General features: G+C 34.9%; 7 protein-coding genes and 1 pseudogene. 7 read left to right on the top strand and 1 reads right to left on the bottom strand.

Translation table 11 applies throughout. From position 1 onward, the window contains the following. Positions 1–178: 178 nt before the first annotated feature. Positions 179–484 (bottom strand): DeoR family transcriptional regulator, encoded by a 306-nt coding sequence (locus G322_RS21960; RefSeq protein ID WP_022942886.1) that lies wholly within the window; start codon positions 482–484, stop codon positions 179–181. A 714-nt stretch (positions 485–1,198) separates the two neighbouring features. Here G322_RS21960 and G322_RS0116880 point away from each other — a divergent pair. The 7 genes and pseudogenes from G322_RS0116880 to G322_RS21210 all read left to right on the top strand — a co-directional run. Then, positions 1,199–2,467 (top strand): D-tagatose-bisphosphate aldolase, class II, non-catalytic subunit, encoded by a 1,269-nt coding sequence (locus G322_RS0116880; protein ID WP_022942885.1) that lies wholly within the window; start codon positions 1,199–1,201, stop codon positions 2,465–2,467. Between the two features lie 74 nt (positions 2,468–2,541). Then, positions 2,542–3,021: a PTS N-acetylgalactosamine transporter subunit IIB gene (agaV, locus tag G322_RS23540; protein ID WP_022942884.1), complete on the top strand. Its 480-nt coding sequence runs from the start codon at positions 2,542–2,544 to the stop codon at positions 3,019–3,021. 9 nt (positions 3,022–3,030) lie between these two features. After that, positions 3,031–3,804 carry a PTS N-acetylgalactosamine transporter subunit IIC gene (gene agaW / locus G322_RS23535; RefSeq protein WP_022942883.1) on the top strand — a complete coding sequence of 258 codons (774 nt, stop codon included), beginning with the start codon at positions 3,031–3,033 and terminating at the stop codon, positions 3,802–3,804. Continuing rightward, positions 3,794–4,642, top strand: a complete 849-nt coding sequence (gene agaE / locus G322_RS0116865; protein ID WP_022942882.1) for a PTS N-acetylgalactosamine transporter subunit IID — start codon at positions 3,794–3,796, stop codon at positions 4,640–4,642. Before agaW ends, agaE begins: the two co-directional genes overlap by 11 nt. Before the next feature lie 132 nt (positions 4,643–4,774). Then, positions 4,775–5,224 carry a PTS galactosamine/N-acetylgalactosamine transporter subunit IIA gene (gene agaF / locus G322_RS0116860; RefSeq protein ID WP_028866703.1) on the top strand — a complete coding sequence of 150 codons (450 nt, stop codon included), beginning with the start codon at positions 4,775–4,777 and terminating at the stop codon, positions 5,222–5,224. Between the two features lie 183 nt (positions 5,225–5,407). Then, complete coding sequence (locus G322_RS23020) at positions 5,408–5,848, top strand: SIS domain-containing protein (RefSeq protein WP_084683779.1); 441 nt, start codon at positions 5,408–5,410, stop codon at positions 5,846–5,848. Beyond that, positions 5,836–6,142 (top strand): annotated as a pseudogene (locus tag G322_RS21210) (IS1634 family transposase); the annotation flags it as partial. The gene G322_RS23020 and the pseudogene G322_RS21210, both read left to right, overlap by 13 nt.

Here is a 6,142-nt window from a genome sequence, read left to right as displayed (position 1 = left end):
GGTGTCATAGAGAAAAGTGCTTTTGTGATTAGATTAAGCTTACTTACAAATAATTTAGTCTTCATTGCGAGTACCTTTAATCAGTTAAGTCTTATTTATAAGTATAGACAACAATTAGCTACAACAGAGCCTTTGCAATAGACAGTGTCGTGGTACCAGAGTCTAGAATAATTGACTCTCATTCATGAATAAATTTACAGGCTTGTTGGGCAATAATTGATTTTATAGGGGCATTTTGTGTTGGTTTTTCGTTGATACTCAGTTCATTAATACCCAATGCATTTGCAATGGCAAATCCATGTGCCCGTATAAGTAAATTATTTCTTTCTAGCAATTTCAAATCATTTCTAATTGTAATTGCTGACACTGAAAACTTATCAACCAAAAAATCTACACTAATTTTAGTTTTTTGATTAACAATGCCTACTATTTCATACGTCTTTCGGTTGCCGTTTTCATATTGCCTTCTTTCATGTTGTTTCAAAGTGTTATTTTTGTAAATAGGTTGTTTTACGTCACTCGTTTTTAAAATGCAAAAGGATAATTATTTTGGAATTATTCAAATGATACTTTAGCTTAACCGCTACGATGGGTTTTAGTGCAAACTGAAACGCCTAAATCTTAGCTAAAGTCTGCTGACTCAATTATTAAAATAATTATTTGGATCTTTATTAAAATGTGGAACTAAATATTATTTAATGATTTTTCTTCAACTCTCCAGTTTTCATGTTAAAAATATCCTATTTATTATTTCTATCTCCAGATATATACAGGTTTTACTCATATATTTTATATTCTAAAATAAAAATTATCGTACTACTACATGCTAGTTAAAACATGATAAATATAGTTTGTTATCTAGACGAAGTGATATTCAATTTTGTATTTAGTATATGAACCAGTTCAATATGTCATCACTATATTATAGGGGCTTAAAACGACTCTGTCTAAAGATGGGGGGTAGATAAACTAGTGCTTAATAGACAGCGGACTAATTGAATTTTACAAATTAGGGTATTACTTTTTTGGATTAGTTGTCTGTTTAGTTCAAGTGTAAATTGTTATTTATTTGTTAACTCGATCACATAGCGAAAGCAAAGAAAGGCATTCGAAAGCATATGAAGCATATCACCTTGAAAGGTGCGTGGCGGTCGTTTACAATTAGTTGTATAGAAATTACTTATTAGGAGAAAGATAGATGAAATTAATTTTAGATTTAATTAAAAGACATAAGTCAGGAGAGAGCATAGGCATTTATGCTACATGCTCGGCTCACCCGCTTGTCATTGAAGCTGCGCTTCTTCAAGGAAAAAAAGATAACACTTTGGTTTTAATTGAAGCCACGTCAAACCAAGTAAATCAGGATGGTGGTTATACTGGAATGAAACCTGCTGACTATATTGAATTAGTTTACAAAATTGCAGATAAAGTGGGTATTTCGCATGAAAAAATCTTATTAGGCGGAGATCATTTGGGTCCTAATTGCTGGCAATCGCTGGCAAGTGATGAAGCGATGGAAAAATCAAAAGTACTTATTAAAAATTATATTGCAGCAGGGTTTAGAAAAATTCATCTAGATTGTTCAATGTCATGTGCAGGTGATCCGGTGCCATTAAGTGATGAAACCGTTTCACAGCGTGCTGCTATTTTATGTCAAGTTGCGGAGGAAATGTGGAGTGAGGTGGGAGGAGAAGCTCCTGTTTATGTTGTTGGGACTGAAGTTCCAGTTCCTGGTGGTGCACAAGAAGATCTTGAAGAAGAACTTGCTTTAACGACTGACTGTGATGCCAAAAAAACACTTGACATTCATGAGGCCGCATTTGAAGCATTAGGTTTGTCTGATGCATGGGAACGTGTAATTGGTTTAGTGGTTCAGCCTGGTGTTGAGTTTGATCACCATAAAGTGATTCATTATAACAGCAAGAAAGCCACAGCATTGAGCCAATTTATCCAATCAAATCCACACATTATCTATGAAGCGCATTCAACTGATTACCAAAAAGATCAGGCATATATGGATCTCGTTAATGATCATTTTGCAATTCTAAAAGTGGGACCTGCATTAACTTATGCATTACGTGAAGCTGTTTTTGCTTTAGATACCATTGAGCGAGAATGGCTAGGTGAAGAAAAAGCTTCCCAAGTACGTTCAATATTAATGAAAATAATGAATGATAAGCCTATTTATTGGGAAAGTTATTACCATAACAAATTAGATTTAGAGTTTAGTTTTAGTGATCGTTCTCGTTATTACTGGCCAGAAAAAACAGTGGTAGCGGCTCTAGAAATGCTAAATAGTAATTTAATGGAATCACCTGCTCCTCTTACCTTAATTAGCCAATATTTACCTGTTCAATACAAAGCAATTTGTAATGGTGAAATTGGAAATACTGCTAACGAGATTATTCTGCATAAAATAATGGAGGTAAACAGTATTTATAATAAAGCGTGTGGTAGTCAAAAATAAATCTAAATAATTGCCACCTGATTTACTTGATTAAGTGGCTCAACATTAAATTATAAATTATAAAGGAGTTTTATATGCCAAACATAGTGTTAAGTCGTATTGATGAACGACTTGTTCATGGGCAAGTTGGTGTTCAATGGGTAGGTTTTGTGGATGCAAATATTGTTGTGGTTGTTGATGATGAGGTTGCGACGGATAGAACACAACAAGACTTAATGGAAATGGTACTTGCAGAAGGTATTGCTATTCGTTTTTGGTCAGTTCAAAAAACGATTGATAATATTCATAAAGCAAATCCTAAACAAAAGATTTTGTTAGTTTGTAAAAGCCCTGCAATATTTGTAAAAATGGTACAAGGCGGTGTTGATATTAAAAAAGTTAATGTAGGAAATATGCATTTTTCTGAAGGTAAAAATCAAATCTCTAAAACGGTTTCTGTCGATGATGCTGATATTCAAAGTTTTAACATATTAAAAGATTTTAATATCAAAGTAACAGTTCAAGGAATACCAACTGAATCTGAAGTCGACATTTTTAGTTTACTAAATAAATAGGATATACAAATGGAAATTACATTAATACAGTCATTAATGCTGGGTATTTTAGCGTTTTTTGCCGGGTTAGATCTTTTTAACGGTCTCACTCATTTTCACAGACCTGTTGTTTTAGGTCCTCTTGTTGGTTTGATTTTAGGTGATTTTCAAACTGGCATTATCATTGGTGGTTCACTAGAACTTGTATGGATGGGTCTTGCTCCCCTTGCTGGTGCTCAACCGCCAAATGTAATCATCGGTACTATCGTAGGTACTGCATTTGCGATTACAACCGGTGTTGAAGCAACACAAGCAATTGCAGTTGCTGTTCCATTTGCTGTTGCTGTGCAAATGGGCATCACATTCATGTTCTCGCTTTCTTCATTTTTAATGTCGAAAGCAGACAAATATGCTGAAGATGTAAATTGTCGTGGTATCGACATGATCAACTATGGGGCCATGACACTACTCGGTACGTTCTACTTTTTATGGGCATTTCTTCCCATTTATTTTGGTGCCGAGCATGCAAAAGGATTTGTAGAGATGTTACCTGAAGACCTGATGAGTGGTCTGGGTGTTGCAGGTGGCATGATGCCCGCAGTTGGTTTTGCAATACTGATGAAAATAATGATGAAAAACAACTATATCCCTTATTTTATTATTGGTTTTATTGCCGCTGCTTGGTTAGAAATGCCTGTAATAGCTATCGCCGCAGGTGCAACAGCGATTGCGTTAATTGATTTTATGAAAAAACCAGAAGTAGCAGTAAGTACTCAAAAAGAGGAATTTGAAGATGGAATCTAATAAAAATATAGTGGTAGAAAGCGTTGAAGACAGTGTTTATGAAGATCAGAGTATTGGTGTGGAATTAACTAAGAAAGATATCAACATCATGGCATTTAGATCGCTCTTTCTACAAGCATCTTTTAACTATGAACGTATGCAAGGTTGTGGTTGGTTATATGGTTTACTCCCTTCTTTGCAGAAAATTCATACTAATAAAAATGACTTAAGACGTTCAATGAAAGGTCACTTAGGCTTCTTTAATACTCATCCATTCTTGGTCACATTTGTGATGGGTATTATATTAGCGATGGAACGCTCTAAGCAGGATCCAACAAGCATCAATAATACTAAAATCGCAGTGGGTGCACCATTAGGTGGTATCGGTGATGCCATGTTCTGGTTAACATTACTGCCAATTTGTGGTGGTATCGGTGCCAGTATGGCGCTACAAGGCTCTATTATGGGGGCAGTTTTCTTTATCATTTTATTTAACGTTGTACATTTGTCACTACGTTTTGGTCTGGCTCATTTTGCATATAAAATGGGTGTAAATGCCATTCCATTAATAAAATCAAATACTAAGAAAGTGGCGCATGCGGCTTCTATTGTTGGTTTAACTGTTATTGGGGCACTTGTTGCAACTTATGTTCGTCTAGTAACAACGGTTGAAATTACTGCGGGTGAAGCACTTGTTAAAATTCAAGATGATGTCATCGACAAATTAATGCCTGCTTTCTTCCCTCTAATGTATACATTACTTATGTATACATTAGTGAAAAAAGGATGGAGTCCATTAAAACTGATTGCATTCACAATGGTATTTGGGGTTGCAGGTAAATTTGCAGGAATCCTATAAGTTAAAATTTTATAAAGTAACCTAAAAATCTCTCCTAAAGAATTATTTCTTTGCTTTATAAAGTTCCAGGGCATGTATTTAAATATACTTTACACATGCCCTTTTTTATTTTTTAACAAGGTTGAAATGAATATGATAGGCGTAATTGTAACAGGACATGGGCAATTTGCTTACGGTATGCAAAAAGCAGTTGAACGTATTATTGGTGAGCAGGAACATGTTGCCTTTATTGACTTTCCAATTGAGAGCAGTACAGAAATTTTGACAGAGCAATTAAGCAGCGCTATTGACAAAACACAACAAGGTAAAGGTGTCGTCTTTTTTACAGATTTACTGGGGGGAACACCTTTTAGAGCCGCATCACTATTGAGTAACAAGCAAGATGATGTAGAGGTATTAACGGGTATTAACCTACAAATGTTAATTGAAATGTTACTTGAGCGAGATGACCAAGAATTAACCGTTACACAATTTAGAGAGCAAGCTATTGTCTGCGGGCTGCTCGGACTCACAAGTTTATATGATCAACTAGAAAAGAAAAAAAAATCCATTGTAGAAAATAACGATGATGACGGTATTTAACATCGTGTTAGGGAGCAAAATTTACAAAAGTTTCTCCCTAAATTTTAACGACTTATTTAAGGATTAATTATGTATTTTAATATTGAAGATAGAATTTTAGAAAAACTTGGCGCTATTAATACCGCTCGAGAAATTACCCAGCAACCGGAAACTATACTAAAAGTATTAAATAATTTTTAAAAAATAAAAGATACGATTCAAAATTTTACTGGTGCTTTTTTAAAAAAAGAGTGTGCCCGTGTTATTTTAACTGGTGCAGGCACATCTGCTTTTGCAGGTAGTAGTATTGCTCATTTTTTAAAAAATAAAACAAATATACGTTTTGAAGCAATTTCAACAACAGATCTAGTTTCAAACCCTCGCTTATATTTTGAAAAGACAGTGCCAACGCTGTTAGTCTCATTTGCCCGATCTGGGAATTCCCCTGAAAGTGTAGAGGCCACTAAATTAGCTGAGCAGCTCGTTGATGACTGTTACCACTTAGCTGTAACTTGTAATAAAGAGGGGCAACTTTATAACGCATCATTAGCGTGTGATAACTACTTTGCGATGCTAATGCCAGAAGAAAGTAATGATATTGGATTTGCCATGACATCAAGCTTTACTTTGATGATGATATTATAAGAATCACTCATGGTCACAGTAAAGCTCATCGGCCTGATCTTAAGCAAGTTGTACAGGAGATGATTGTAAGTCAAGATGGCTGGATCTCACTTGCTTGTAAAAATTGGGATGGGAACAGCGCTGATACAGCGGTATTCAAAGCACGCTCTAAAGCATTAGTCGAAAGTTTTAAAAACTCAAAATCACCAAGTTATCTAATTGCTGACTGCAAACTTTATCATAAAGCTAATGCTGAGTTTTTATCCCAACTACAGTTTATAACACTTATCCCATCAACAATAAAACGTGAAAAAG

Origin of the sequence: Psychromonas hadalis ATCC BAA-638 (assembly GCF_000420245.1) — a bacterium.
In the GTDB taxonomy this organism is placed as follows: Bacteria; Pseudomonadota; Gammaproteobacteria; order Enterobacterales; family Psychromonadaceae; genus Psychromonas; species Psychromonas hadalis.
Note: the sequence above shows the minus strand (reverse complement) of the source record. Positions and strands in the feature narration are given on the sequence as shown.